The 23,162-nt window shown below is 61.8% G+C and carries 18 protein-coding genes; 13 read left to right on the forward strand and 5 right to left on the reverse strand.

Annotated features, from left to right (window positions below; translation table 11 throughout):
* Positions 1-122: 122 nt before the first annotated feature.
* The 13 genes from ACX80X_RS19915 to ACX80X_RS19975 all read left to right on the forward strand — a co-directional run bounded on the left by ACX80X_RS19915 (position 123) and on the right by ACX80X_RS19975 (position 15,507).
* Entirely contained in the window at positions 123-755 is a 633-nt protein-coding gene (locus ACX80X_RS19915) for a C40 family peptidase (protein ID WP_459313131.1), read from the forward strand.
* 114 nt (positions 756-869) lie between these two features.
* Complete coding sequence (locus ACX80X_RS19920; protein WP_459309555.1) at positions 870-1,157, forward strand: hypothetical protein; 288 nt, start codon at positions 870-872, stop codon at positions 1,155-1,157.
* 9 nt (positions 1,158-1,166) lie between these two features.
* Positions 1,167-2,546 (forward strand): hypothetical protein, encoded by a 1,380-nt coding sequence (locus ACX80X_RS19925; RefSeq protein WP_459313133.1) that lies wholly within the window; start codon positions 1,167-1,169, stop codon positions 2,544-2,546.
* Positions 2,539-4,011, forward strand: coding sequence for an SCO6880 family protein (locus tag ACX80X_RS19930; protein WP_459309558.1), 1,473 nt, complete (start codon positions 2,539-2,541; stop codon positions 4,009-4,011). Before ACX80X_RS19925 ends, ACX80X_RS19930 begins: the two co-directional genes overlap by 8 nt.
* Positions 4,008-5,471 carry an ATP-binding protein gene (locus tag ACX80X_RS19935; RefSeq protein WP_459309559.1) on the forward strand — a complete coding sequence of 488 codons (1,464 nt, stop codon included), beginning with the start codon at positions 4,008-4,010 and terminating at the stop codon, positions 5,469-5,471. Before ACX80X_RS19930 ends, ACX80X_RS19935 begins: the two co-directional genes overlap by 4 nt.
* Positions 5,472-5,548: 77 nt before the next feature.
* The gene (locus tag ACX80X_RS19940; RefSeq protein ID WP_459313135.1) at positions 5,549-7,279 is read left to right on the forward strand and encodes a type IV secretory system conjugative DNA transfer family protein; all 1,731 of its coding nucleotides are present in this window, start codon (positions 5,549-5,551) and stop codon (positions 7,277-7,279) included.
* 548 nt (positions 7,280-7,827) lie between these two features.
* Positions 7,828-8,958: a M78 family metallopeptidase domain-containing protein gene (locus ACX80X_RS19945; RefSeq protein ID WP_459309563.1), complete on the forward strand. Its 1,131-nt coding sequence runs from the start codon at positions 7,828-7,830 to the stop codon at positions 8,956-8,958.
* A gap of 57 nt (positions 8,959-9,015) precedes the next feature.
* Positions 9,016-9,519 carry a single-stranded DNA-binding protein gene (locus tag ACX80X_RS19950; RefSeq protein ID WP_459309565.1) on the forward strand — a complete coding sequence of 168 codons (504 nt, stop codon included), beginning with the start codon at positions 9,016-9,018 and terminating at the stop codon, positions 9,517-9,519.
* Positions 9,520-9,667: 148 nt separating this feature from the next.
* Complete coding sequence (locus ACX80X_RS19955; protein ID WP_459309566.1) at positions 9,668-10,159, forward strand: hypothetical protein; 492 nt, start codon at positions 9,668-9,670, stop codon at positions 10,157-10,159.
* A complete protein-coding gene (locus ACX80X_RS19960; RefSeq protein WP_459309567.1) occupies positions 10,156-11,253 on the forward strand; it encodes a hypothetical protein in 1,098 nt (365 codons plus the stop codon). Before ACX80X_RS19955 ends, ACX80X_RS19960 begins: the two co-directional genes overlap by 4 nt.
* 55 nt (positions 11,254-11,308) lie before the next feature.
* Positions 11,309-11,629 carry a hypothetical protein gene (locus ACX80X_RS19965; protein ID WP_459309568.1) on the forward strand — a complete coding sequence of 107 codons (321 nt, stop codon included), beginning with the start codon at positions 11,309-11,311 and terminating at the stop codon, positions 11,627-11,629.
* Between the two features lie 13 nt (positions 11,630-11,642).
* A complete protein-coding gene (locus tag ACX80X_RS19970) occupies positions 11,643-12,794 on the forward strand; it encodes an alpha/beta hydrolase family protein (RefSeq protein ID WP_459313137.1) in 1,152 nt (383 codons plus the stop codon).
* Between the two features lie 352 nt (positions 12,795-13,146).
* The gene (locus ACX80X_RS19975; RefSeq protein WP_459309572.1) at positions 13,147-15,507 is read left to right on the forward strand and encodes an AAA family ATPase; all 2,361 of its coding nucleotides are present in this window, start codon (positions 13,147-13,149) and stop codon (positions 15,505-15,507) included.
* Here the strand turns inward: ACX80X_RS19975 and ACX80X_RS19980 are convergent.
* From ACX80X_RS19980 to ACX80X_RS20000, 5 genes are all read right to left on the reverse strand, one after another.
* Positions 15,500-16,066: a hypothetical protein gene (locus ACX80X_RS19980; protein WP_459309573.1), complete on the reverse strand. Its 567-nt coding sequence runs from the start codon at positions 16,064-16,066 to the stop codon at positions 15,500-15,502. The genes ACX80X_RS19975 and ACX80X_RS19980 overlap by 8 nt on opposite strands.
* A 26-nt stretch (positions 16,067-16,092) precedes the next feature.
* Complete coding sequence (gene mobF, locus ACX80X_RS19985) at positions 16,093-19,671, reverse strand: MobF family relaxase (protein WP_459309574.1); 3,579 nt, start codon at positions 19,669-19,671, stop codon at positions 16,093-16,095.
* 838 nt (positions 19,672-20,509) lie between these two features.
* Positions 20,510-20,782, reverse strand: coding sequence for a glutaredoxin family protein (locus ACX80X_RS19990; RefSeq protein WP_459309576.1), 273 nt, complete (start codon positions 20,780-20,782; stop codon positions 20,510-20,512).
* Between the two features lie 26 nt (positions 20,783-20,808).
* Complete coding sequence (locus ACX80X_RS19995; RefSeq protein WP_459309578.1) at positions 20,809-21,831, reverse strand: DUF4192 domain-containing protein; 1,023 nt, start codon at positions 21,829-21,831, stop codon at positions 20,809-20,811.
* Positions 21,832-22,177: 346 nt separating this feature from the next.
* Positions 22,178-22,438 (reverse strand): hypothetical protein, encoded by a 261-nt coding sequence (locus tag ACX80X_RS20000; protein WP_459309579.1) that lies wholly within the window; start codon positions 22,436-22,438, stop codon positions 22,178-22,180.
* Between the last annotated feature and the right edge of the window lie 724 nt (positions 22,439-23,162).

Consider the following 23,162-nt stretch of genomic DNA (forward strand, 5'->3'; position numbering starts at 1 on the left):
AAACTGGACTAGACATAATGATTAGATTCCTGGTTCTCGCCCCACGCGATCAAGCGGACTTGCTATGACCCAGTGGCACCGTTCCAGCCTGACACGTAGGGTGGGGGCGCGTTCAGGACCTCATGCGTGCCGAGTACAACGCGGCCGCCTTCTTCGGCGGAGCCAACGGCCCCAACCGCGGCTCTCCCCGGGGGTTGCTGGACATCGGGGGCTGGGAACGGATGTCCCTTGGCGAGGCGGCCCAAGCCGTTCAGGTTTCGGCATTCCCTGAGCGGTACGCACGGTGGGAACCGGCCTCCGCAGCAATCATCGCTGCGCTGGCCGGCGACATCACGTTGCCACGCTGCGAGAGCCCCGGCCAGAACGGCGGCCGCCCAGCGCCAGCCATCCCAACGCACCTCGATGACCAGCGGCGCGCCATCATCGGCTTCGCCCAGCAAGGCTTAGGCGGACGGTACGTCTGGGGAGGCACCGCCTTCAAAGCCTGGGACTGCTCCGGCTACGTGATGTGGATTTACGCCCAGATCGGGAGGCAGCTTCCACGGGTCGACCAGTGGGTTGTCGGCGCCCCGACCTCGACGCCGCTACCGGGCGACTTGGTCGTTCAGAACCCAGACGGCCCGGAACACTTGGGCCACGTCGGAATTTATGCAGGCGACGGGATGATGTACAGCGCCCTCAACCCCAGCGCTGGAACCCTGCTCCACCCCATTGACTGGAACCCCGGCAGCCGCTTCTTCACACTGCTGGGCTGATCAGGCGATCAATCAACAAATAGTCCATGCAAGTCATGCACCGCATACCAAAACAGCACATGGAGAGACAACCGCAGGTCTTCGCCTGCGTCTACACTCGATCGGAGCAAAGTCATGAAGTACGCAGTCGTCGACCCTGGAATCGTCCCCAACACCAATTTCCCGTTTCTGGAGTCCCTGAAACAGATCGGCGGCGGCATCCTCGTCGGTGCCTTCATCGTGATAGCCATCGTGGCGGTCATCGGCGCCGCCATGCTCCTGGCCGGCAAACTCAGCCAGTCATCACGACTCGCCTCAGGCGGCGGAATGATCCTCCTGTGGACCGGACCAGTGGCCGCGATCCTCGGCGGTATCAACGGCTACATCCTGTGGTCACAAAGCGCCTTCCAGCTCGGATTCTAGGTCGCCGCCATGCTGCCCGATCTCTGCGCTCCAGGAGCGTGGTGGCCTCCCGGCTGCGGGCTGGTCTCCCAGGCCCAAAATGGCGCACTGTCCGCGTTCAACGCCTTTCTGGCCGGTATTCTGGAGGGCATCGCCTCCTGGCTTTGGTCTTTCATCTCCGGCGCGTTCGGGGCATCCAACGTCGATGACTCCCAATGGGCCGCCGTGCAGGGCCTAACAGGATGGTGGCTTGTTGTCATGGCGACACCCCTCGTCGTCGCCATGATTCTGCAACTGCTCTCAGGTCTCATCGCTCAACAGTCGCGAAGGATCTGGCGCGCCCTGATCGGCGGTCTGATGGCCATCCCCGCCGTAGGAGCCGCGGTCTACATGATGCAGACGCTGACGCGCGTCAGCGACGAGGCATCAACGGCGCTTCTGGAGACGCTCGGTTCCGATCCGTACGTCGTCTTCATGCGCCTCTTTGGCTTTGAGCGGGCCCCCGCAGGATCTGCCAACGAGTGGAAGTTCTTAGGTGCATCGGTTAGCACGACACCTTCAGCACTCAGCGGAACATTGGTGATAACGGTCTTCGCCACCCTGATTATCTGGATCCTCGCCTTCATTCTGATGTGCTCGATGATTTTCAGGTCCTTCGCCCTCATCGTCCTCGGAGCCGTTGCACCTGTGGCCCTGATGATGATGCCGTGGGAGAAGACCAAGTCATGGATGGCACGGTGGTGCGAGGTGGTGGTGGCCCTGCTGTTGGCCAAGCCACTCGCGGCGACCATCCTGGCCGTAGCAGTAAAGCTGTTTTCAGATTCAACCTCCTTTGCCGGGATCGCCGCGGGTGCTGTCGGCATGACTGTCGCCTGTGCGGCGCCGTTGCTTGCGCTCAAGCTTGTCGGCTTCGCCGGCGGCGAGCTATCCGCTGCAGCAGGCGCTGCCGGCGGCGGCCAAACAGCGCGAACCATGGCCGGATTCTCCGGCCGCCAACTGGGTCAGCAGATCCGAAGTCATCACTTGTCATTGGGACATGGTGGAGGATCTGGACTCTCACCCGTTCCCTCGACTCCCAGGCCTCTTCCGGCGAGAGTCTCACGGCCAGCTGCCACTATCCCGCGGCCTTCGGGCGCTGCGGGTGCAGCCGCCGTCAGCTCAACGCAACTACAGTTGCTCTCCGGGCCCAGAGTGTCGGAGGCACCAGCCCGCACGGTGGAGCGAGCAGAGTCCGGGGCATACGCCAAGGAGCCGGCATCCCGTGGGACCACTTCCACGCACGAGACCGCCACAGTCCAGCCGGCACCGGATACACCGCGCCCAACTCTTCCGGCTCCAAAGCCGCCTGCACAACGACCCGAAACAACAACGACGGTGATCCCACCACGGATTGAGGGCCATCATGACTGACGAAAGCGGGGCCCTCAGTCCCGTCAGCTTCCCACGGCAGGAACGCCACGGGGTCCTGCTCGGTTTGCAGTGGTATCAGTTGGCTTTCGCCGGCGGTGGAATCCTCACGGCATGCCTGGCGTCCGCCGCAGGTGGACCCCACCGACTGTTTTGGACGAGTCCGCTCTGGCTCTCACTGGTGTTCCTAGGGTTTCTGCAGTACGCCAGGATTCCTTATCCGGTGTGGATCCTGACCGCCGCCCGATTTGGGGCGAGAAAAGCAACACACCAGACCACATTCCTGGCGTCCCCGGAGAAGCCAGTGATGGCCGGGTCGCTGGTTCTTCCGGGCGGTCTCTCCACACTGACCATTCATCGGACGGCCGACGGCTGGTGTTTCGTCGTCGACCGCGAAGCGCGAGAGGCTTTCGCCGTCATTAGGTGCCGCGCCAACGCCTTTGCCTTGCTGGAAGACGAAGACAAGGCCTACGCCGTCCAGGAGTGGTCCCGAGTCCAAGCAAACCTTGCCAAACGTCCGGGAGTTGCCCGTATCGCCATTCAGGACTACACCGTTCACTTCCCGGCCTCGGCGCTGGAGGAGTTCTACAGGCGGCGCGTTGCAGCACGGAAGTCGATGTCGCCCGGAACCGAGTGGGGAGACCGCTCGTATCAGGATCTTGTGTCAGCAGCGGGTACAACGAGCAGCCATGACATTCTCTTGACCCTGGTACTGGACACCGCACGCGCTCGCCGGAGAATTCGTGACGCCGGAGGCGGGGTTGCCGGCATCGAGCAGACCCTGCGGTCGGAGCTTGAGGCGCTGGCGACGGGACTGAAGACCCATGGTGTAAAGGTCGAAGAATGGCTATCAGACAGGCAGTTCTCGTCGATCCTCAGGGGGGCCTTTGACCCGTCCTCAGTCATAGCGATCGGGCAGCGGAAAGGTGAGGTGGAGGGCGTTGACGCAGATCAGTCCGGCCCGATGGGCATGGAGGAACACTGGTCGTATCTTCAGACAGACACGGGCTTCCACCAAACGTTCTGGGTTGCAGAATGGCCACGGCAGAAGGTGTTCGCGGGCTTCCTTCACCCACTCGTCTATGTCGGCGGCTTTAGGCACGCCGTCACACAGGTCCTCAGGGCTGTACCCGCGGACCGGGCATTGAAGGACATCCGGTCCGCGCAGGAATCCCACGAGACCAGACGCCGGATCAACGCGAAGTTCGACCGGCCGACCACGCGCGAACAGCTCGCGGAGGAACAGGAGGTGCAGCAGCGCGAGGAAGAGATCGTCGCCGGCCACGGCGATGTCCGTCAGGCGGCGTACGTAACCATCACCGCCGCGACGCTGGAGGAGCTCTCGCGTTGCCGGCAGGAACTGGAATCTGCTGCTGCGAGCGCGTTCGTCGACCTTCGCCTGCTGGTGGGGCAGCAATGGGCTGCCTTCATCGCGGGCGGGCTGCCACTCGGTAGGGGACTCAAATGAAATCGAAGAGCAATAGGGTCGAGTTCATCTCCGCTGGTGAGACGCTGAGCGCTCGCCGGGAATGCCGCCGTCGACGTTTGGGAACTGACGACGGCGGCACGAAGCGATTGTGGGAACGACTGACGCGTGAGCCCCTTGACGATGCGCAAAACGCAGAAGCCGCCAAGCAGCGTCGTCGTCCGGGTCCGCATGACATGGCTGGCCAGCACCGGCTTCAGCCCTCCCCGCACCGCGCTTCCACCATGACGTTTGCCGCAGCCTATCCCTTCCTGACTGAGTCGGGGCTCGGGCATGAAGGGACGTACATTGGCTCGGATGTCTTCGGCTCGGGCGCGTTCTCGTATGACCCGTGGATTCTGTACGACAGGGGCGTGATCAGCGGCCCGTCCATCGTGGTCATCGGCACCGTGGGGACGGGAAAGTCGATGTGCGGCAAGTCGCTGGTGGCACGGTCGATCACGCTGGGCCGCAAAGCCGCCGTAGCCTCTGACCCCAAGGGGGAGTGGGTCCCGGTTGCACGCGCTGTGGGCGGCAAGGTGATTTCGGTGGGACCGGGGCGCCGGACCCGTGTGAACCCGCTCGATGCGGGCCCGCGGGCGAGCGATCTGTCTAACGCCCAATGGCAAGCCGTCGTTCGGCAGCGCCGCCGGCAGCTCCTGGTGGCTTTGGTGTCGCTCATGCGCCAGGGGGCGCCGATGCTGCCGGTCGAACACACGGCACTGGACATGGCCTTGACTGAGGCCGTGTCCGCAAACGCAACGCCTACGCTTCCGATGGTGCTTGACCGGCTTCTGGACCCGGCCCCGGAGACACTCAAGCTTGTAGGGCCCGACGGCGGCAGTTCAGTTGCGCACTCACTGCGCCGCACTGTGTCCGGTGACCTCGAAGGTATGTTCGATGCGCCGTCCACCGTGACGTTCGACGCGGACGCGCCGATGATGGTGATGGACACGTCGGGGCTCATCGGAGCCTCCGAGCAGGCGCTGTCGCTCGCGGCCGCCTGCAGTGCCACCTGGCTGGAAGCGGCCATCACCAACCCGGACGGCGGCAAGCGCCTGGTTGTCTACGATGAAGGCTGGCGCATGCTGGCCGACCCGTACATGTTGGTCAAGATGAGCGAACAGTGGCGGCTGGCTCGCACGTACGGCATTGCGAACCTGCTGATCATGCACAAGGTGGCCGATCTCAACGAGATTGGGGACAGCACCAGCGGGCACCGTCAGAAGGCGCTGGGCCTACTGACTGAGGCTGACACCCGCATCATCTATCGGCAGAAGCACGACTCAATGCGCCTGACCAAGGAGGCGCTGGGGCTCACGGCTGCCGAGTGTGAGCAGGTGGAGAACCTACCCAAGGGGGTCGGTCTCTGGAAGGTGGGGAGCCGATCGTTCATCGTCGCCAATAGGGTGACCACAGACGAGCTCGAGGTCTTCACTACGGACCACAGGATGCTGGAATGAAATCCCACCCTCATGATGACGTTCCGCTCGTCAACCTTGGACTTCTCTGCTTGGCCGGATACTTCGCCATATGCGCAGTGACTGAATGGGCTGTGAGCCTCGTAGCGCTGTGGCAATGCGGGACTGAGGTGAAGGTTTCGCATAGTCCGTTCGCCGTCGTCGTGCTGGTGACGGGGGATGTGGGCTCTTTCGGCCAGATGCCAGCTGGCTGCGTGATCGACATCTTCATCGTTCGGTTGTTGCTGGGTGCGGCGCTCGCGGTCCTGGCCGCCTTTGCGGTAATTGGTTTGTTTGCGTGGCACGGCTGGCGGCAGTCCGGCGCCTGGCTCCGGCTCGAAATCCTGAGCCGCGAGGGGATTGCCAAACGGGCCGAGATCGCCAGGGAGTTTGGGCGGCGGGCAGCGCTGCGGCGGGGGTATGTGACCAGGCCCGGCCTGCAACGGCTGCGCCTTGCCGATGTGTCGTGGACGCTCGGCACGTCGCGGGGCGTGAAGATCAACGTCTCCACTGAAGAGTCGATGGTGATCCAGGGGGCGCCGCGGTCCGGCAAGGGCCTCTTTGTGGTCATCAACGCCATTCTCGATGCCCCCGGTGCCGTGGTGACCACGTCGACCCGAGCTGACAACCTGGCCGTGACGATGAAAGCCAGGGCCAGCGGAGGACGGCCGGTCACCGTGTTCGATCCTCAAGGGATGTCAGGGTTGGGCTCGACGCTGCGTTGGTCACCGGTCCGTGGCTGTGAAGACCCCGACATTGCTGTCCGGCGAGCGCTGGTGATCTCGGCCGACACACAGATGACGGGCGAGAATGCCGCCTGGCAAAAGCGTGCCCAGATCGTTCTTCAGACACTCCTGCATGCGGCGGCGCTCTCCGGCGAGGGAATCAGGGCCTTCCGCCGGTGGTCTTCCAACCCGGTGCTCGCGGCGGAGGCCTTGGAAGTCCTTCAGGGTCCGCGGGCGGCTTTGGGCTGGCAGTCTGACCTGATGGGGATTTTGGAAGACGATCCCCGGAACACGTCCAACTCCTGGATCGGTGTCACAGCTGCAGTGGCGCCGCTGTCGTCCCCGAAAGTGCTCGCAGCCCTGGACCCGACAAACCCCGAGGACGAATTCGATCCCCGGACGTTTATCCGTGAAAGGGGCACCTTATACCTGATCGGCACAAAGTCGGGGGCGGCCGCCGCTGGACCGTACCTGTCTGCCCTGATCGACGACATTGACGCTACAGCTCGCGAAATGGCCTTTACCGCCGCGGGCGGCAGACTCGATCCACCTTTGTCGCTCATCCTCGACGAGATCGCGAATCTCTCGCCGTGGCCTGGCCTCCCGGTGACTCTGTCGGACGGGGGCGGTATCGGAATCTCCACCATGGTTGTCCTGCAATCGCTGTCCCAGGCACGTTCCGGCTGGTCCATCGAGGAAGCCTCCACCATCTGGGAATCGGCCATCATCAAAGTCATTTTCGGCGGTGGCTCGGACGAGCGCGACCTTCGGGAGCTTGCGGCGTTGATGGGGGAGCGCCAGTTCACGTACAGAACCCGGTCGTGGTCCTCCCAAGGCCGGCAGACTGGCGAACAGATCCGCGATTTGCCTGTCATTGCCTTGCACGAGATCCGTCGGCTTCCGCCCGGAACGGCCCTGATGTTGGGTCGACGAACCCGGCCCATCCTCTTGGATCTCCGCGGCTGGCACCAGCGGAAGGACGCGGCAGACCTGGGACGGTTCAAGCAGGAAGCAGAGGAAGCCCTGGCCTTGGGCCATGCTGCCCAGCGTGCGCCTGTCGAAGAGGCTCCTGATGGGACAGTTTGACGAGGGCGATCCGCTGGCCCTCCTCTTCGACGAACTTGAGCCAAAGCCACAGGGTACAACAACACCGACCTACAGGTGGCGGGACCTTGATCAGGATACGGTCAGGACCGCGTGGACGGAGTTGGACCTATGGGTCCGGTGGTTCGTCTCCACGTACAGGCTGTCGACATCGGTCGTGCCGGACTGCTGGTGGAGGCACGCTGAACTGGTCGCCGAACTCTACGCACTGCAGAGGGCGGAGCACGCCTCTTACGGAGAATCAGACGCTGGGTTCGGCCCGCTCGGGTTCCACGAACGTATGTCGTTGGCAGTCGAACGCCTCCGAATCCACACCAAGGCCATCGGCTGTGTGGGACTGCAGGCTCACAGGGAGGCCAAACCACGTGTGATGCCTGTGGGTGATTCAGAGTTCCTTGCTTGGAGCTCTGAATCGCACCAACTGCGCATGACGTCCCAAAGTCATGCGAATAGAACCGGCTGGTCGCATGGATAAGTGTCCGCTACTTGTAGGGGCGGATAGGTACTAAGAAGCAATGGAGGTGGCTGTCGTGGCCCCTGGCGGAGATGCTGCGTCGAGCGCGGACAACGGCGCGATCGGTAAGCGACTGGATCCCGAAGCGCGCGTCATCCAACTGACAGGCCAGCTGCATGCCATTCTCGAGGGTGCGATTTCCTCGCCGGGTCGCTGGCATCAACTTCTGGATACGTCTGCCACGCTGTGGCGCTACTCAGGCGGAAACGTGGCTCTGCTTAGGGCCCAGCGCGAACTGCTCGGACTTCAACCGCCCACGCTGGCCGCCGGGTACCGCGAATGGGAGCGGCATGGCCGTTTGGTGCTCAAGGGTGAGCATGCGCTCTGGGTGCTGGCTCCGCGGACGGCACCCAAGAACTCGGGCCCCTCGGGAGCCGCTGGCAACGACACGGTCGAGGTCAGGGGAGTGGAGGAGCTCGGAGCCGGTCCGCGGGCCGACCGGAAGATTGTCGGCTGGCGCGGCCAGTCGGTTTTCGATGTCTCCCAAACGGAAGGCGAGCCGATCTATGTGCCGCGTGCCGGCGTCGGGATGGCTGATGTGCCAGCGGGACTCTGGAGGTCCCTGGTTTACGCTGCGGAACGCCGCTGTTTCGCCGTGGACGTCACGGGCAGCCAGCGCTCGATGTCGAGCGGTTTCACTGATTTTACGGATCGACGGATCCAGGTCGGTGCGTGGCTCGGTCCGGAGGACGCCGCGGCCGTCCTGGCGCACGAGCTCGGACACGCGTACCTTCATGGACCTGACGACAAAGTCGGAGCACTGTATGGTAGCGGGCTGCAACACCGTGGACTCGCCGAGGTGGAAGCCGAGTCCGTGGCATATACGGTGCTGCGCGCGCATGGCATAGACCGTGGCGCTCAATCATCGAATTATCTCGCCGGATGGGCGGACAAGGTCATCGACGTCGAACGGGCCGGGTGGTCCGGGGACGGGGAGCAGGACCACCTCCTGACGCGGATGGACATAGCCCGGTCGACTCTGGGCCGCGTGACCGCGACTTGCCGCGACATTTTACAAATCACCCAACCCGTCGGTGCGGGCGGAAAGCTGACGTCACTTCAGGCACCCTCTGCTGCCGCGCAGGTCGATACGCACCAGATCCAGGCTTGGCCGCGCCCCACGTCCGCCGACATCCGGGCGAAATGAGCTTCCAAATTTCCAGCCGGACTGGCCGGCTGGAAACGAGAAAGGCAGGCACCAACCATGGGCACCAGAATCCCGGTATCCATTTCCGGCAACCTCGTCGCCGATCCGGAACTCAGCTTCGGAGAGTCGGGGGTTGCCCACACGAAACTGCGTGTGGCCGTAAATCAGCGACTCCAGAATCCGGATGGCTCCTGGCGGGACGGAGAGCCGCTCTTCCACAACGTGTCCGCGTTCCGCGCGCTGGCAGAGAACGTCGCCAACTCCCTGAAGAAAGGGGACCCGGTTGTCATCGGCGGGGAAATGGAATTCCGCCATTACGACAAGGACGGAGTGCAACACGAGGCTCACCGCATCGTTGCCGACAACGTGGGGCCCGACCTGCGCTACGGTACGGTCGCATTCCAGCGGACGCCCAAGGCCAGCGCCGAGGTGTTTGCTGGCCCCACAGGACCTGCACAGCGGGACTTAGGGCCGGGGGAGGACTGGGGAGCTGCACCGCAGGGAGGACTTTCATCAGTTCCAGCCGGCGCTGCCCGCACGTTCAATGGGTTGCAAATGTAAGTCCTTCGGACGCCTTGCGCTCTTGCTCTGGACATGTCCAGAGCAAGAGCGGTTCAATAGTAGATACGACGTTCCTGCGGCCGATTGGACCGCTCGACGTCGGGTCGGTCGCCTCACCTTGGCCGGCCGATGCAATGACGGGATACCAATGGAAAATCCTTCATTCGTCGTAAATTCAACGCCAGCGGACAGCGCGGCGCAGGCATTCAGCTCGCTTCGGCTGCCGACCCATTTGACGCTAGAGCGGCTAGTCTCGGTCGTGGAGTCGATCCGCAACCGTCCGATAACCATCGATGTTGCCGACGGACTCAACGGGAGTACTGTCTGCGGGCTGTGGCTGTCGACAGACTCGAAAGAAATCATCCTCCATGCGGCCACTCCATCGGCCCTTCATCGCCAACAATTCGTACTCCACGAACTGAGCCACATGGTCCTGCGGCACGACGAGCTGGGGATTCCCAAGGACTATGCCAGCGTTCTTTTTCCTAACATTCCCGAGGCGATGGTCAGGCGGGTCCTGACGCGGAGCAGTTTTGTCGATCGGCTGGAGGCAGCCGCAGAAACTCTGGCGGATCTCTTTGCGGCCGCCATCCGCGACAGCACGCTTGAACCCCGTTCATTCGAAAGAGTGTTCGGATGATCCAGACCATCGCCGCCGCTGTCATCTGGGGATTGGTCCTCTGCCTGTTGCCTGGGGTGAAACGCCGAAGCGACCACAGCATCTTCGTCGCAGCCGTGACCATTGCGTCTTCACTTACTCTCAACATCGACTCCGTGTATGTCGTCGGGGACGCCCTCCTGGCTGGCCGCAACGTGTTGGACCTGAGCTCCAACATGCTGATGGTTGTCGGTATCTACTTCCTGTCGAGGGCGATCCTTCGCGCTGGCGATCCAAGTGAGCTGCCCGCGACGCCGGACAGGTTCGGCTTGGCCGTCCTTGGCCTGGTGGTCGTGGGACTCGTTGTGAGCTTTACTTTCATAGATGCGCCCCAATCGTCGACCAGCTTCATGGCGGACTACGGTGGGCAATGGTCTGCGGCCATCTATTCTGCGGTGCAGTTTGTGTACATGGGAGTAGTTGTGGGCGTGACGGGCTACACGTGTTTCAGATTCCGCGGAGACATGACCCGGCCCTACTTCCGCATCGCATTCACGCTGATCGGTGTTGGCTGTGCGCTCGCAGTTGTCCTGGTCCTGGCCGTGCTTGGGATGGACATCTTCCACCTACTTGGCGACCTGGACTCAATGCGCGCACTGTCGGTGGTCTACGACGGAGCAGTGCTGGGCGCCATGATCTTTTTGTGCGCAGGGCTGGCACTTCCGCCGGTAGCTCGCCGTGTTAGCCGAAGGAGCGATGCGAAAATAGAGTCCGTGCTGGTTAGCGGGCTCACGGAGGTCTGGGAAAAGACCACGGGCGCCCGGACGGAGCTTCGGCTTGAGTCTGGTGTAAACATCGCCGAGCAGCGTGATTACGCGCGATGGCGGCTTCATAGGATGCTCGTAGAAACCCAAGACGCGATGCTCGTTGAACCGCCGCTTGCTAAGTTATTGAGCAGTCAGGAAGTCCAGGTGCTGGCACAAGCGGAGGAGTACCTGGCGGTGCGCCAACGCGCGGGTCCGCATGAACGGTTAGGGGACATCGAAAGGAGGACGGCACCTCGTGGCAGAAACAGCCGGCGAGTCTCACGAAACGCCTCAAGCCAAACTTGCTCGGAAGCTCAACCTCCTGCTTGATCTGTTTGAGGCGCAGGGATCAGAACCGCTGACTTATCCGCAGATTAGCCAACACATGGCACAACGCGGGACGCCTTTGTCGCGCTCGCGGTGGGCCTACATGCGCAGCGGCGACAGTTCTTTGGCCACGGATGCCGCCTTGCTCCGGAATCTCGCAGAGTTCTTCGGCGTCGACTCGAACTACCTGTTGGACGAAAACAACGAGGTTCCAGAACTCGTCGATGCCCAACTCCAGCTCTTGCGCACAATGCGGGAGGCTCGAGTACGGAACTTTGCTGCCAGGCAGCTGCAGGGCATCTCGCCCGAAACTTTGGTGCAGCTGCGGAAGATAATTGACGATCGGCTGGGAGGCGGGGGACGTGACGGCGATTCGTAGAGTTCTGCTGGGGTTGACCACAGTCGCGGTGGTCGGTGCCTCGGCAGCGTTTCTCGGGGCTGCTTACTTCGCGCGTCAGGTTGTCGTGCCCAAGACCACGCGGAAAGAGGACCTGCTCATCCGGCGGGTCTTTCGTGGCGCTGATGGCGAGCTGTTGGTTGAGTTGCCCGCTTCGCCTCAGACGACCGCACCAGGCCGATACAGCATATGGTTTGCCAACGGCACCGGGCACGCCTGCGTTGGCCAAGTGGTGGCGAGCGATCATGCTGGCACCGTGACTCGAGTTGTTGAGCGCATCGACTCGGGTGATTTCCTGAGCACGAGGGCAGGGATCTGGAGCGGGTACGTTTTTTCAAAGCCGGAACAACTAGGATTGGCGTTTTTTGACGTCGAGATACCCATTGAGGGAGGCCTTGCGCCGGCTTGGAGATTCGAACCGGCCGCAGCGTCGGCAAAGCCGAACGCCTGGGCAATTCACATACACGGGATGGGCGGCAAACGGGCCGGGGCACTTCGCGGAGTGCCGGTAGCCGTGCGGTGCGGGTACACGTCGCTGGTCGTCTCATTTCGGAATGACGGCGAGGCGCCGGCGTCGGTCGACGGCCGCTACACCCTTGGGCAAACAGAGTGGCTCGACGTAGAGGCGGCAGTGCAGTATGCCGTCAACCAAGGGGCACAACAAATTGTGCTCTTCGGCTGGTCTCTTGGTGGGGCCATTGCCCTACGACTTACGGACCTGTCCGCCAACACGGACCGCATAGCTGGGTTGGTCCTGGATGCCCCTGTGATGGACTGGGCCACGACTCTAACCGAGAACGCCTGCGCCAGCGGCTTGCCGCGTTCAATTGCGGTCCTCGGTCTTCGACTCCTACAGTCGCCGACAATGCGGTGGGTCACGGGCCTGAAGGATCCTATCGACTTTGAGCAGATGGATTGGCTGACCCGGGCGGCGGAGATCAAGATGCCCACGTTGGTGCTGCATGGACCAGGCGATCCTTCAACGCCATTCCAGGTGTCGCGACAGGTCGCCAACCTTCGTCGCGATGCCGTTAGCCTCGTCTCCTTCGGCACCGTGGGGCATTCGCACGAGTGGAACGTCGACGTCGAGGCCTGGGAACGAGAAGTCTCCCATTGGAGCCATGGGATTCAAGGTGTGACTTCCTAGTGGGCTTTGGGCAGAAATGTCCTGATACTTTGCAGGGATTAGAACCTGTGGCGGCTCAAATGCCAAGTTGCCGTTCCGATGTCGGACCCCACGTCCCCTGTGTGACGCACCGGAGCCAGATGCGCACGGGAGCCATTGCGGCTACAAAAAAATCGTCGCATGACCGACCACGATATCGGCAAATGCCTACGAATGTCACCGCTTGCCAGTAGCTTGGAACCAGACGAAAATCACAGCCTCGCGGGGGCAACGGCACGGAGGCACCAGGCATGAACCGAGTTTCTTATTGGATATTCCCAGCTTTCTTGAGGGCAGCCGATCTAGCCAACCACCGGAAGGCGGGAGGCGTCTGATGCTTAGACGTATCGAGAGGATTCAGAAGGCTGGAATATTCACAGAATACCGCTGGGGCTCTGACCTTCCCGAATTCGAAAGACTGACCGTCATTTACGGTCCGAACGGAACCGGCAAAACGTCGCTCGCGCGAGCTTTGTACGATTCCGTCAAGGACCCTTCGTCGAGAAGCAAACTGAGTCTCTCTTTCGGTACACCTTATCAATCGGCGGTGGCTGATAACACACATTCCGCTTTCGATAGAATCTATGTCTTCAGTGATGCATTTGTTCGAGAGAATCACCGGCTGAGTGACAATGAGGCGACTATGCCTGCAATTATCACTCTGGGCGATCGAAGCGTAGAGGCCGAAGAGGAGGCCGCCGATCTTACAGAACAGCTGCCACTTCTTGAATCGAAACTTGGGGAAGCCATAAGTGCTGCAAACCTAGCCGAAAAGTCGCTGGAATCTCTCCGCAAGACGGTCTCCGGCCTAGTCGTCGACGACTTGACCAAGCTGTCGGGGGCGTACCAATCAAGATCCAAGTTCAACGTCAGGGCGGTTGATCGACTATATGCGGGTAGCCGCGACGGCTGGGCCGAACTTAACCATGTCCAATATCAGCAGGACCGACAAGTCGTTGTATCGTCCGCAGATGACGAAATCAAGAGATATGGAACTCTCGACGTTTTCGTGCGAAGTGAATTGTCAGGAGAAGCGGAAGCCCTGCTGTCCGTGACTCCGGCTTCGATAGTTCTTGACACATTGGCAGAGAATCCGACAGCCGAATCATGGGTCCGGGAAGGAGTCGAGCTACACGAACACTCCAACCTTTGCATCTTCTGCGGGAGTGAAGTCACTGAAGAACGACGGCGTGCCCTTGAGGCGCACTTCTCTGATGCAGTCGAGAGGGTGGCGCATGAGGCCAGTGTCCTGGTGCTCGAACTCGAGCAGGCTACTCGCGAAATCCAGGACGCGCTGGCGAAGGTGCCCAAACGTACTGAATTTTCTGAGGATCTGCGCGATGACTATGACAGAGATTTAGCTACCTACTTGGCCACGACAGGGTTCTTGCAGGACTGGATCGACGATTTAGCCAAGCGGCTCAAGGCGAAGGTACGGAATGTTGTCGGCCACGTCGATATCCGACCGATTGAAGCCACACCGCGAATGTCATCACGAGGTTTGGACAACCTGACTGATATACACAACAAGCGAGTGCGTGACCATGAAGTTCTGCAAAAAGCAGCAGGGACCCGTATCTTGGGCCACCATCTGAACATGCATTTGAAGGGCCATGATGCTTCGGTTGAAGCGGTACGAGTGTCGACGGAAGCGTTGCGCCAGTCTCGCGAAAAACTTCGCGCAACTCAGGAGCGAATTCATGATCTGCAGTCCGTGGAAGGCACTATTGCCCCCTCGGCTGAACTTCTAACTAAGGAAGTCGGACGACTGCTGGGCCGCGGTGAACTCACATTTCATACGATTGGTGTGGATCGATACGAAATTCGTCGAAATGGCGAACCCGCACATGGTTTGAGTGAGGGGGAGCGTACGGCGATTACGTTGGTTCACTTCCTTGAGCTTGTTCGGAAGCACGATTCGACGACCAAGGGCATGCCGATCGTAATAGTCGACGACCCTGTTTCAAGCCTTGATCAGGGGGTCTTCATCGGCGTGTCCAGCGCGCTCTGGGCTCTGGTTGCCTCAAAATCATCGGTTATTTCTCAGCTGATTCTCCTTACACATAATTTTGAGCTATTTCGGCAGTGGGACGTTCAATGGGATCGTTTTCCAAATAAGAGATCCAGGAAAAACGTGAATGGCTTTGAGTTTCAGTCGTATGAACTCAAATCGCGATACCGCGATGGTCGACGGCACTCGGAAATCGCCGTCTGGCCGCCCAACGCCGCAGTGCGAAAGAAGATTAGGTCTGGATATCACCACTCGTTCATAGCTCTCGCCGATGCTCACCAACGCCTCATTGACGATGACTCCTTTGAGCGGCGGCTGGAGGCCCAGCTTTTGTTCCCCAACGTGATTCGAAGCACTCTGGAGACGTTCTTGGCATTCAAGATCCCAGGGCAAGTCGGTGACCTTGCAAAGCTCATGGCAGCGACCGAGAAAATGCTCGTTGAGGGTGGATTCGAGGGAGATGGTGATGCGCTGCGTCACAACCTCCTCCGCTATAGCAATGTTTACTCCCATAGCGAATCGCCTCAGACGGCGCGCACTCTGATCCCGGACGAAATATTGGCCGCTATCAAGTCACTCTTCGTTTTTCTGAATGCTGTGGACAGAGACCATTTTGAGGGGATGTGTGAAGCGACGGGACTCACTGCTGCAGACTTGTTGCCGTCAGCCCAAGCAGTCAGTTAAGGCGTACATGGTCCCGGTCGCTCCACCTAAGAAAGTCGGGCCGGCCTTCTGCCGGCGCGAAGCCATGGTAGCTCGGTGCCCTCAGGTAGTAGACCGGCGGCCAGGGGCTGCGCACCTGTATCTGCATTGGATCGGGCGAGATCAATAGGACTGCGCCTTCCCAGATCTCATCGGGTAGAGCTTCCATCCAAGCGCGTTGAACGTGATCGAATTGGTTCCAGCGCAGCGTCACCCATGTACCGGTCGGTTCCACCGCCTCAATGGCCAGTATCATGACTTCGGTCGTCGTTCCCACCTCAAGTCTGGTTGCCTCGAGCCGCCGCCATTGTTCGACCGCACGTGCGGTCCATCTGCTCGCCCGTCGCAGGCGGTAGAACCAGATGGCGCCGACTGCCGCCGAGAATATGACAGAGACGGCAACCAACAGCCATAAGCTAGGTGAGTCGGGGGATGGCAACATCGCGCATGTGCTGAACGCGAGACACAGGATCGCTGTGGCACTGGCGATTGCCAGCCAGCCCGTCATCACCTTGGGTTTTGCGAATGGATTAGCGTTCATTTCCACCGTCCGTTGACCATCCAATTTTAGCTCCAGAGGTCTAGCGGCTGCACAGCGGATACGGCGCGGGAAGCAAGGTTCAGGTTCGCGGAAGTATCGGTGTCGATCGTCTCGGCCGGTCCGGCACTGACGACTGACACGAAGGCTTCGAGTCGAGCGCGTTCCATGCATTGGAGGGTGTCGGCGGGCGCCGGACTGGGGCCGAGAGGGACGTCCTCCGAGCCGACGTCCCACCGGTCCCGGTATCTGGCAACCTCCCTGACGAGGCCATGCCAGGTCTGCGGAACAATCACTTCGGGAAGCAAAGCCCGAAGCGTTTCCTTCCACAACGAGTCGTTCCGATGAGCTGTCTGAGTGGTGATGCGGTTCCGGTGGGCAATGCGATGCTCGATCCTATCCAGCAGGAGTCTGATGTCTTCCCGTCGAGTATTCGACGTAGCCATTACAGCGGCGTTTGCAGGCCGGCTTCGGTGCGCCAGTGTGAGCAACCGAGAGAGGATGTCGGACGCCGAGTCGCTGCCAGCTGCCGCTGACCGAAGCCCGACGATGAGGGCTTGCTCAGCAGCCGCCCGATCCACAGCAGAAGCCATCCTCCACGCAATGCTGAGCGGGCCCCAACCTGGAGATTGACGCAGCCTGTCCAGCGACTCGGGTGAGTGTACGCCGATGAGGCGAGTGACGTCGTCGTGCGCGGTGATTTGGAGAAGGTAGTCCCGCTCCGCCATCAACAGGCTCAGGGAGTCGGCCTTCGCCGCCTCAGAGGCTTTGATTTCGTGGGCGGTGTGTTCGGCACCTTCTGCCGCGAGAACCTGGTTGAGGATCTGCTGCCAGTCCGGCAGCGTTGAGGGATCAATGGCGTGGTGGTCGCGAGGGTCTGGTTCGCAGACATAGGCGGTATTGGAGTGGCGTCCACGGGTCATGGAGACATAGAAGAGTTCACGGGTGAGGCGTCCTTCAGAGACGAGGGTGTGTCCGGTGTCCACCGTAATTCCCTGGGAGCGGTGGGCCGTTGTGGCGTAGCCAAGCTCGACGGACTCGGCGAGGTAGCGGCTGGCCAGAGTGATGGTGGCGCCGGTGTCCAGCCGTGCGCCCGTGACGGAACCATCTAGAGCGGGCGGTTCTGTGATCGTTATGAGAGTGCCGTTTCGGATAAAGTCGCCCGTCTGGTCGGTGAGCCGGCGATCGTTGCGGCGGGCAAGGATCCTGTCACCAAGTCCGGCGTGTAGTCCGTCGCTGAGGATGACGGTGGATTCCGGATCGACTCTGCTTCTGGAGACCAAGTCAGCCTGGGCGCGTTCGTTGAGCATGGCAACGGTGTCATTGTCTGGAGCGATCAGGATGGATGACCGGCCGGCTTGAACGTCTGTGTTCCACCGGTCGTAGGCTGCGTCGACCATGGAGTCGTACGTGCCGGCGCGGATCCGGCCGCGGCTGTTGTAATCCTGGATGGCGCGGGAATCGCCCGATCTGAGTTTGAGGGAGCTCCGCCGTTCCCATGGTTGACTGAAGCGCCAGATGGTTGTCAGCTGCGCGGCTTTGCCGGTGCGGCTGAGCCACCCGAGCATGCCGCCGGCCTCGATCGCGTCCAGCTGGGCGGGGTCGCCGACGAGGACGAGTTTGGCGCCGGCTGCCTCAGCCTGGTCGATAAGGGCCGCGAGATGGTGGGTGGGAACCATGGACGCTTCGTCGACGATGACGAGCTGGTTGGGGCGGAATTGCCATCGGGACTGAGTCGCGGTGAGCGCGGTGAGCTGTTGCGCGAGTCTATGAAGGTAGCGCGCAGATGACGCGCCGCCGGCCGCGGCGATGGCTGCCAAGTACCGTTGCTCGGCGTCGAGGTATTTTTCGGCGCGGTTGGCGGCACCGGGGCCGGTGGATTCGTAGAGCCATTTGGTGACGTTGTCCGTTGCCAGGTCGAGCTCGTGTCCGAGGACGTCGGCTGATGCCGCGGCCGGGGCCAGACCAATGACGCTGCCCGGTCCGTGCTGCGCTTCCCAGATACTCTTGACGGCAGCCATTGTTGTGGTCTTGCCGGTTCCGGCAGGCCCTACGACGGCGTCCAGCCGACGCCCGCTTCCCAGGATTCTCGCGGCCGCGTCGAGCTGATCCGGCCACAAGCCGACACCCTTGGCGTTGGCGTACTCGGGGAGGGCGGAGCATGCGGACGGATTCAGCGCTGGGGCGTCCGTTGAATGGTGGGCTGCCATGACGCGGGCTTCGTTGGCCAGGGTTGACAGGTCGGTGTAGAGGTGGTCGCTGGGCCAGTCGAAAACGCTGTGCCCATTGAAGGCGAGGTCGGGTGCCGTGCTGGCCACTGGGCCGTAGCGGAACTCGCTGAGGGGTACGGATTGTTTCTCTGCGGCGGTCGCGACGGCGTCCATGATGTGTCGCCGGTCCTCTGGGCTGGCGCAACGCAGTTCGAGGCAGATCCGTTCCGCTTCGGCGAGCAGGTTCCACCGGTTCCACGTGGCTCGTCGACCGGCAACAGCGTGTTCCACGAGCCTGCCTGTTGACTGGATCCAGTCAGCGCCGAGGTCCGATTCGTGCAGTGGTGCCGTACGTGAGCGGTTGATGGTCTCGGCGACCACGCGTTCGGCGTCGAAGTCGATGGCGGCCGCCCGGTTCCGCCACTCGAGGGTCCGGGTAGAGAGCGGGACGATACGGTCGGGCTTGGCGGTGCGTGTGGACAGTGTGGCCTGCTGGCGAAGGCGGATCTTTGTGGTCGCCGTGGGTATGCGGCCGTGCGTCTGGGTCCATTCCTGGACAAGACGGTCAGTTTCGACGTCGATGAGCCGGGTTCGGCTTGAGAACTCGCGGATCAGGATGTCATCGACGCCGGTGAGTTCCAGTTTTGGGTTGAGCTCGGTCTTGCCGGGCCGGCGGACGTCGGCGTCGGTGCCGAGGTCTCGCTTGAGCTGGTCGAACAGGACACCGTTGTAGTGTTCGCTCGCCGCAACAGTCGCCTTGTAGAGGGTGCGTGAGTCCAGCGTGCCCCAGGCACCGTCGGAGTTGCGTTGGACGCGGTTGGCAATCACGACATGGGTGTGAAGCTGGGGATCTCCGGTCCGGGATTCCCAGTGGTCGAAGGACGCGGCGACTGCGCCGCGGACGCTGAGCCGGGCGATGCCGTTGTGGCCGGCGCGGGTGTGAATCGCCGTTGCTTCCAACCAGACCATCGTTGCGTCGAGGGCGGAGTGGTGGGCTCGCAGGATCCTGGCCTTGTCCACGCTGTCGGCCAGCGCCCAGAGCACGGAGATCGATTTCGGGACACTGAACGTCAGGTCAAAACCTGCCACGGTGGGGCGCCTATTCTGCGGGGCTGCGTGCGACGAAGGCGGATCCTGGTGTGGATGCCTGCCCAACGCTTCGCCCGTCGTCGGATTTTCAGCCCGTTCGAAGAGCGCCTGAGCCGCCGATGGTGTGACCGTGGAGCCGGATTCGACGCCGATGCCGGCCAGGCCGGCACCCAGCCACGTGCCCTGCGGGTTGCTGGACTGCGTGTAGTAATCGGTCAGGTTGCGGGTTGCGACGTCAGCGCGCAGGGTCGTCTTGAGCAGGTACTTCACGCCGGACTCACTCGACAGCCTGGCTATCGATACAGTCATGGGTCGGTCCTGCCTGTGTTCCATCCCCGGCGAGTGAAGACGTCGGTGACCCGTTCCCCCAAGTGGGCGCCCGCCGTCGTGAACGAGACAAGGCGAGCGGCCAGCAGCTGGAGGTCGCTCAGGTCCTGACCGCGCTGCTGGCGCAGCGACCAGTTTTCGCTCTGGAGTCGGCGGCAACGTTCTGCCAATGCGGTCGCCGTGGAGATGGCTTGATCGGCGGAAACCGCCATCTTGTGCAATCGGTCGTAGGCCGTTGCCAGTTCAATGTCGTGGTCCGCTGTGGCCTTGTGCAGTCGTCGCTCATAGCCCGTGCGAAGATGTGAGGTCTCAGCGCGATTCAGCGCCGACCGCGCAACGGAATCGTCGATGTCAGTTCGAGGGGGAACTGTTGCCGGGGAGCGTCCCGGGCTACGTCTCTGGCGCAGACGTGCCGCGCGGTAGCGTCGTTGGCGCTGCCTGTTCGCGCAGCCTGATGTGCAGTAGATCTGCCCACGGCGGGTGGGTGTGAAAGCGGTGTGGCATTCCGGCCAAGTTTGGTCGTTCACACCCGTTCATGGGTCCGGGCGCCGGAGTCTGCATGACTCGGCGTTATGTGCTTCGTTACGGCGCATCGCAAGATGCCAGAGGTGTGAGGCGCTTTTGTGGTCGCGCTAGGGGGCCTGGCGGGGGTCGTCGCAGCATGCGTGACGTGGCGGATGGATCGGCCGACGGTTTGGTGTAAAAGCGTGATTGTCGCCGAATCAATGAGTGGGGAATTGGGTTGGGTGGATTCGAGGCAGAGGAAAGGACCGTCGACGGCGGGTCGACGGTCTTTTGGGATCGCGCAGATCCGGAGGGGTCAGGAAGGGTCGGTCTTTAGCTGGGTGCCGGCGGCAAGTTTGAGCGCTTGTGTCAGCCTCTCGATTTCGGTCGGGTTGAAGCCGGACCAATGGTGATGGTCATCCACCACGACGACGGGCGCCTGAGCGTAGCCGAGGTCCTGGACGTATTCGAGGGCCGCGTCATTGCTGGTGAGGTCAATGCTCGTGTAGGCGATTCTTGCCTTGTCGAAGCTCATGGCTGTCAGGCGGCATTGCTGGCAGCCGGGCTTGCTGTAAAGGACGATGTTCATGGTGTCTGCTCCCTTCTGGGGTTTGGTTAGAGCGTGCGGTAGGCCTGGGTCTTGCTGGTTGCCCATCCCGCGACGAGGCCGCAGCCGAGCATCTGGCTCATGAGACGGGCGAGGCGGTAGTCCGGGTCGAAGGACCGGGCGAGGTCCATTAGGTCGGACGCGATGGAGCCTTTGCCTTTCCACCAGGCGATGCACCCGAGAACGGTCAGAGGGGCTGCAGCATGGCCCGGTGCCGCGACTTCGTAGAGCTGCCGCAAAAGTCCTTCGGCGGTGTCGATCCGATCCCAGTGCGGCGCTGCATCGGATTCGCCGAACAGGAGGAGTTCCATCGGTAGGTCCAGGCATGGCATGTCGGCGATGAGCCTGTCCCTGAGTTCGGGAATCTGTAGATGGGCGAGCAGTTCGGCGAGCTGCGCCGTCGTCGGCTCCTCTCTGTCGTCGATGAGAGCGGCCCAGAGTTCGCGGGCCGCGGCTGTCCGCTGGGCGTGGCTCTGCGTCGCGGCAGCTTTGAGATGAGTGTCGACCTCGGCGGTGAACTCAGGCGTGACGGTTCGGCTGGGGAGGGCGAGGGCAAGGCTGTCCCGGATCTGGCTGCCGCGGAAGATGAGTTCGGTGTTGAGCACGCTCGACTGGACGGTAGTGAGGGGGATGGCGGGACCGTAGGAGATGGGGTGGATCCTGAACTCGGCGATGGATGTGGGTCCGACGATCCAGCCGGCCTGGATCGGCATCCCGGCCAGGGCCAGCTGCTGGGCGAGTGATTCGACGAGGGGGCCGAAGAGGGCCTCGCTCTCGTTGGCGTGGTTGGTGTTCGTGAAGATTGCGAAGACCGCCGCCGTCGCGTCGTGGTCGCTGCGGAGGTATCCACTGACTCTTCGGGCGTACATGAGTGCGTGGTCGGGCGTGGTGGGCAGGTCCAGCCGAAGGGTGGCGCCCATCCGGCTCTCCTGGAGTGAGATGCAGACCAGACTCTCGTGCGGCCAGTAGCCGAGGCTGTGGCCGATGAGGCTGACAAGATCGGCCGGGGTGGTGATGTGCAGGGTGTCCATGATGATCTCTCCTCAGTGGTTGGCAGGGCCTCTTTTGCTTTGGCCGTCTGCTTTGGTGGTGCCTTCTGGTAGAGGAATCACCGCTGGGTATGAGGGACCGGAGGGCAACCCGGGGGACCGGGCAGGGGGAGGAGATTGTTGTGAGGAAATAAGCGACGCAGGAGCGCCGAGGAACAATGTCCGGGGGAATGCCCGGCGCGTAGCGCGCGGGTTGCGTGCAGGGACCGCCCAGCGATGATGGGGGACCAGAAGGCACCGCCTGAGTTGTGGATGGCTGTGCACGGATCGAAGAGTGGCATGTTCGAGATCACGCTGGGGCCAGGATTGCGTGATTTCCCTGGGCGGGTCAGGCCTTGGAGAAGGATATGGGTGGTTCGCTGTCATCGTCCTTCTGGATCCACACCAGGTAGTCGGCAAAAGACATTACGCAGTAGTAGTCGCAGTATCTTTGGGCGCGGATCCCGTCACGGCGGACGCCCCAAGAGGAGACCGTGCTTACCTGGCTATCTAAAGCTGCGTCCCGCATCTCACTGATGTTCTGGTGCGAGGGCGAGGCCGTATCTTGAGCAAGGGCGCTGAATTCTGAGGTGTCTTGATCGTCGAGCATGTCGCCCTCCTGATCGAGAGATCCTGGATGATCTCGTTACCTCTTTCATGCCGCTATACATGACCCCTTACATGACCGGCACCAAAGCAGAAGGGTGCGCCGGATGAGATCGGAAGGGTCCTTCATGGACGAGATGCAGCGCTTCATGACATCGATGGGCGTGCCACGTTCTGCAGGAAGGCGTGATTGGACGTAGTCGTACCGTCGAAGTATTGTGCGGGCGTGGTGAAGATTGATGTCGAAGCGGTGGGCAGGATGTTGGACAACCTGTTACCTCCCGCAGCAAGGTCCCCATACGAGGACCTGGAACCCGACTACGAGTTCCTCGATGCAGCACCCCGTTCACCTGCTCATGCCTCTGACAGCACACGCCTCAAGCGATCGGGGGACCCTTGCTACGTGCTGGCTAATGCGGGATGCCTGTTCAGCGGTGCTCGGCTGGCGAGTTTTCCCTGCTCGGTGACGGAAGCCGCATTTGCAGGGCATCAATCTTGACTAGGCCTCGGTGTGCAACAACAACAAGCATGAAAAGCCTACGATGGTGGCGAGTAGGCCGAAAACACCAATGGCGATGAACGCCTCATCCAGGCTGTGATCGCTGGTCCGGAGTAAATGCCAAGTCCCAGGACTCTGGACATGGGGTGATGGTGTTCGACTGACTTCCGCAGGATTCCGGTGTTTTTGTTATGGGTGCGACATAACAACGGCTGTTAATCCCCCTTCT

The organism is Pseudarthrobacter sp. MDT3-1 (genome assembly GCF_054510755.1).

Bases quoted from the DNA above. Each gene is read 5' to 3' on its own strand.
- ACX80X_RS19915 (WP_459313131.1), top strand. From the start codon at position 123: ATGCGTGCCGAGTACAACGCGGCCGCCTTCTTCGGCGGAGCCAACGGC.
- ACX80X_RS19920 (WP_459309555.1), top strand. From the start codon at position 870: ATGAAGTACGCAGTCGTCGACCCTGGAATCGTCCCCAACACCAATTTC.
- ACX80X_RS19925 (WP_459313133.1), top strand. From the start codon at position 1,167: ATGCTGCCCGATCTCTGCGCTCCAGGAGCGTGGTGGCCTCCCGGCTGC.
- ACX80X_RS19930 (WP_459309558.1), top strand. From the start codon at position 2,539: ATGACTGACGAAAGCGGGGCCCTCAGTCCCGTCAGCTTCCCACGGCAG.
- ACX80X_RS19935 (WP_459309559.1), top strand. From the start codon at position 4,008: ATGAAATCGAAGAGCAATAGGGTCGAGTTCATCTCCGCTGGTGAGACG.
- ACX80X_RS19950 (WP_459309565.1), top strand. From the start codon at position 9,016: ATGGGCACCAGAATCCCGGTATCCATTTCCGGCAACCTCGTCGCCGAT.
- ACX80X_RS19955 (WP_459309566.1), top strand. From the start codon at position 9,668: ATGGAAAATCCTTCATTCGTCGTAAATTCAACGCCAGCGGACAGCGCG.
- ACX80X_RS19960 (WP_459309567.1), top strand. From the start codon at position 10,156: ATGATCCAGACCATCGCCGCCGCTGTCATCTGGGGATTGGTCCTCTGC.
- ACX80X_RS19965 (WP_459309568.1), top strand. From the start codon at position 11,309: ATGGCACAACGCGGGACGCCTTTGTCGCGCTCGCGGTGGGCCTACATG.
- ACX80X_RS19975 (WP_459309572.1), top strand. From the start codon at position 13,147: ATGCTTAGACGTATCGAGAGGATTCAGAAGGCTGGAATATTCACAGAA.
- ACX80X_RS19980 (WP_459309573.1), bottom strand. From the start codon at position 16,066: ATGAACGCTAATCCATTCGCAAAACCCAAGGTGATGACGGGCTGGCTG.
- mobF (WP_459309574.1), bottom strand. From the start codon at position 19,671: ATGACTGTATCGATAGCCAGGCTGTCGAGTGAGTCCGGCGTGAAGTAC.
- ACX80X_RS19990 (WP_459309576.1), bottom strand. From the start codon at position 20,782: ATGAACATCGTCCTTTACAGCAAGCCCGGCTGCCAGCAATGCCGCCTG.
- ACX80X_RS19995 (WP_459309578.1), bottom strand. From the start codon at position 21,831: ATGGACACCCTGCACATCACCACCCCGGCCGATCTTGTCAGCCTCATC.
- ACX80X_RS20000 (WP_459309579.1), bottom strand. From the start codon at position 22,438: ATGCTCGACGATCAAGACACCTCAGAATTCAGCGCCCTTGCTCAAGAT.